This is a genomic window from Chroococcus sp. FPU101, from assembly GCF_017312365.1.
GTDB lineage: Bacteria > Cyanobacteriota > Cyanobacteriia > Cyanobacteriales > Microcystaceae > Chroococcus.
The window spans coordinates 1-4,291 of record NZ_BLJI01000086.1 but is presented as its reverse complement, the minus strand read 5'-3'; the positions used below and the strand labels follow the sequence as shown (position 1 = coordinate 4,291).

Genomic DNA, 4,291 nt, shown 5'->3' with positions numbered 1-4,291 from the left:
AGAAGAAAATTCGATATCCAGTTGTCAAAAAACGTTATTCTTCCCCCCCTAAAACTCAAAAGAAAGTCTCTTAAACTCTAATTATTCTTATTTCTCTCTTTCTCAGTCTTTTATCCCTAGCTGAGACAATTTCGGCTGTTATTTAGTCTAAACTCCAGTTCTGAGAAGATAAGAATCCGTTTCTTGTCATCCATAAATGCCTGTGTTTCTGCTAGATTGGCTGAACCTGAACGCTTCTGTAAGGCAAGCCTCTCCCGTCCGCCTTTAGTTTCTCGGACAATACGTTTAGATCTGCCTGTAACTTCTGCAACGTTTTCATAACCGAAGTGTTGCACAACTTGATCCAATGCACCAGGAACAGCAGGGAGTAATCCTAAGCGTTCGATTAGATTTTCTCGTTGTCTTAAGGCTTTAGAGCAGAAAACGGGTTTCCCTTCGCTATCAGTTACTGGGCGAGAATATTCGTTTCCCTCTTCATCGGTATAGACTTCATGTAACTGGACAGGGAAGGAGTGCATCAGGTAATCCATGACATACTCTCTCGGTGTAATGTCTATTTGCAAGTCATTCCACTCAGAAGTCGGAATGTCTGCCAGTCGTCTATCGAGTAATGCTTCATCGGTTGAAATAATCTGTAAGATGATCGCATGACCGTTAGAGAAATCCTGTTCGATAGATTTAATCAGTGTTGGACATTTCATCGAAGTAATCAGGTGGTTGAAGAATCGCTGTTTATTGCTTTCAAAAGCAGAACGTGCGGCCGATTTGGCGTTACGGTTTCTCGTCTTACCATTAGGACTGGTAATGTTGGTGGCTTCTAATGCCGCTTCTAAGTTCTGGTGGATCACTTGAAAGGCATCAGCATAGGCATTGTAGATGGCGATTTGTCCTTCCGTCAGTTGGTGTTCGAGGATGTCGTATTCTACGCCTTCGTAGGATAGGGATCTAGCCGTATAGAGTCCGAGGGCTTTGAGATCTCGTGAAACGACTTCAAGAGCAGCAATTCCCCCTTTCTCCATCTGGGCGACAAAATCGGCTTGACTGGCAAAGGGAAACTCTCCTGACATCCACAGTCCGAGACGTTGGGCGTAGGCAAGGTTGTTGATGGTCGTTGCCCCTGTTGCTGAGACATAGAGGACACGGGCATTGGGTAGACCGTTTTGTAGCCTCAGTCCTGCAACTCCCTGTAAGGATGGCTTCTTCATGCCCCGTTTACCCTTTTCGGAAGAAGCATTGGACATGGCGTGTGCTTCATCGAAGACGATTACCCCCTGAAAGTCTTTGCCGCACCAGTCAATCAGTTGTTCAACGCGAGATTTCTTGCCCTGTTTGGCTTCAGTACGAAGAGTGGCATAAGTGGCAAAAATGATACCTTCTGTAAGTTCTATGGGTTCACCTTGTCGGAAGTGGCTTAAGGAAACAATTTGGTCGGGATTGCCCCCTAATGCTTTCCAATCACGTCGTGCATCTTCAAGTAGGGTGTCGGATTTGGAGATCCAGAGGGCTTTCTTGCGTCCTTGTAAGTAATTGTCGAGGATAATTGCACTGACTTGTCTGCCTTTGCCTACTCCTGTCGAATCACCGATAAAGTAGCCACGACGGAATTGTACCGCCTGTTGAGCATCTTCAGGAGCGACCGAGACTATATCTAGAGTATCGTCTATCTGATAATTACCTTTGAGGAATTTGCTGTGAGATTCTCCAGCGTAAATGACTGACTCTAATTGTGCTGATGAGAGGATACCATCGTTAATCAGTCGTTTGGGCAGGCGAGGTTTATAGCTAGGCTTAGGTGGGGCAACACTTGCCATTGCTGCACTTTGCACGAGGGATGACGGGTGTTCAGTTGCTCCTTCAATTAGGAGCGTTTGAGGTTCATAAGTTTCGTAGAGGGCATCTGAAATCTCGTGGTTATTTCCGTTCCAATCTCGAATCGTGTATGGCAGTTCAATCACATCACCAGTACAAAAGTTCTTAACTCGGGGAGCTTTCTGATGCTCCGACTTGCTTTGTAGCTGGTTAGTTTTATGTTGTATGAGAACATCTTTTGAAGGATGATTGATGGCAATTGCTATTGCAGTTCTTTCCGTCAACGCTTTTTCCTTAACTCCAGCCAGAGGAGTATCAGTAGGGGTTTGGCGTTCGGGCATGAAGATCTTGACATATTTAAGTAGGTCGGATAGTGAGAAAGTCGCATCAAAGCAATTGTCAAATACTCCAAGGTTATCGGAGGGACTTTTGTCGAATACCGTCAATCGTGTTTCGATAGTCGTCCCGTGTTTAGCGTAAACATGACCTTCAATTCCTCCTGAGAAGACGACTTTTGCTGAATGCTGGAGTTTGATGAAGGATTCGCACCATTCATAATTGAGCGGTGAAAACCAGTTGGCAGTAATGGCAACCAAACGACCACCATCCAAAAGCCTGAAGAGTGCTGAATTCAGATGCTTGAGAGTGGCGAATTGATTGCGCTTGGCCATTTTTGGGGAAGCAGAGAAGGGCGGATTCATCACCACGACAGTCGGACGGTATTCTGGATTGAGATAGTCGTCAATCTGCTCGGCGTTGAAACCCGATACAGGTGTGTTTGGAAAGAGTTCGCTTAAAATGCCTCGACGTTTGGGGCAGATTTCGTTGAGCAACAATTGCGCCCCACTGATGTGAGCGAAAGATGCGAGAATGCCTGTACCTGCTGATGGTTCTAGTACCAAATCATCAGGTGTAATCTGTGCGGCAATGCTGGCGATGTAACTCAGAGGCAGAGGGGTAGAAAACTGCTGCAACTGAATGGATGTTTCAGAACGTCGGGTATGAGTCAGGCAAAGTCGGTGAATTCGCTCGATTTCTTCAAGAGCTTTAGAGTGATCAAATTTATTGAATAATTCTTGACCCTGTTTTTGAATCAGCATAACTTGAGCGGCTTCTAGAGCTTCATAGGCATCTTTCCACAACCAGTAGCCTTCGGCATCAGATCCACCAGAGGGTTCGGTCATTAGGCGACTAATCACGGTATTGGTAATTGTTTCTTCCTGCTTCAAAAAAGGTACGAGTTGATTAGCGACTTGAATCAGTGGATGTGTTGGAGATAGCTGTTTAACTTCCTGTAAAGGTTTGGCATCGACAATAGAGCAATGCTCAAATTGGAAGATAGATTCTAGAGCGGCGCAAATCTCCGTTGAAGTTTGAGGCAATAAAGCTGTCAATTCACTGATAATTCCAATCGCGGCACTGGCTTGGTTAAATAATTGAGTAAGTTCGTGATATTTAATTTTGAGTTGAGTTACACTCGCTTCTAAATTTTCAATGTCTTGATGGCTCTGAGCAAGGCGTTTATCTAAAATGAGAGTTAGTTTGGTTTGTGTGAGCATCATCAGTTTCTCTCTGTTGCAAAAAATCTCAACTTTAAAGGCGTTAGCCTTGTCCCGAGATGGGAAACAGACATCTAATATTTAGAAGAAACATCAAATAACTCTAGAAACGAAATAGGTGACTCTCATGAAATTCGCCGAGCTATCATCAACTGCTTTAGAAAAAATTCAAGCTACCCGATGGGACAGGATTATTGAAAAACATGAAGGCCCTGAAAGTTGGGAATCAGTTCTCAGATATAACGATGTGGAATTTATGGAAGTGGAAGGACGCTGGCTTCTCTTACCTATTGACCACTCCTCTCACCCGAATATTACGATTCTTCGCTCAATTTGGAGTGAATTAGGACATTCAGTTACTTTGTTTCTAAAGGATACGACCTATGATGATGACCCATTTTTTTCGGGCTTTTTAGCGGTCTGCGATAAGGTCAAAGAAGAGGATTTCTTTCTGGCGATCATCTATCATGAGTGGTTCATCATCGAACCTGCAGAGGGAGTATTTGAGTAAAATGGTTAACCCAACCCCAAAAATGTCGAAACTTACAGGATTTGGATGGCTTAGACCAGATCGTACCTCGATATTAGGTACAACAGAAAGCCAAATTTCTCCAGACTCATTTCGCCGTTAAGTAAAATTTTGAGGGTTGCTGCTTTTGCTGAAAATCCTTTCGATTGATATCTCTAAAACTCAACCATCACTGCCGAACGCTGTATAACAGAGGCGTAATGCTTGAACAAAATTTGTGGATCGTGTCCAGTTGCCTCAGCTACTGCCAGTGGGTTAGCCCCATTAGCTAGGGCGTGACTGATAGCAGTATGTCTGGTAGCATATGGCTTTCGATATTCGATCTCTAAACTGGAAAGGATTGTTTTCCATGCTCTACGGCGGAAGGTGTGGTCATACCAAGTTGCGAATTGTA

General features: G+C 44.2%; 2 protein-coding genes and 1 pseudogene. 1 reads left to right on the top strand and 2 read right to left on the bottom strand.

Going from position 1 to position 4,291, the window contains the following annotated elements; genetic code table 11:
* Positions 1 to 116: 116 nt before the first annotated feature.
* Positions 117 to 3,371 carry a strawberry notch-like NTP hydrolase domain-containing protein gene (locus CFPU101_RS25025; protein ID WP_206818573.1) on the bottom strand — a complete coding sequence of 1,085 codons (3,255 nt, stop codon included), beginning with the start codon at positions 3,369 to 3,371 and terminating at the stop codon, positions 117 to 119.
* A gap of 124 nt (positions 3,372 to 3,495) precedes the next feature.
* Between CFPU101_RS25025 and CFPU101_RS25020 the strand changes: the two genes are divergently transcribed.
* On the top strand, positions 3,496 to 3,879 hold the full coding sequence (locus CFPU101_RS25020) for a hypothetical protein (protein ID WP_206818571.1): 384 nt from the start codon (positions 3,496 to 3,498) through the stop codon (positions 3,877 to 3,879).
* Between the two features lie 173 nt (positions 3,880 to 4,052).
* On the opposite strand, the pseudogene CFPU101_RS25015 reads toward CFPU101_RS25020, so the two are convergent.
* Positions 4,053 to 4,291, bottom strand: a pseudogene (locus tag CFPU101_RS25015) (site-specific integrase); the annotation flags it as partial.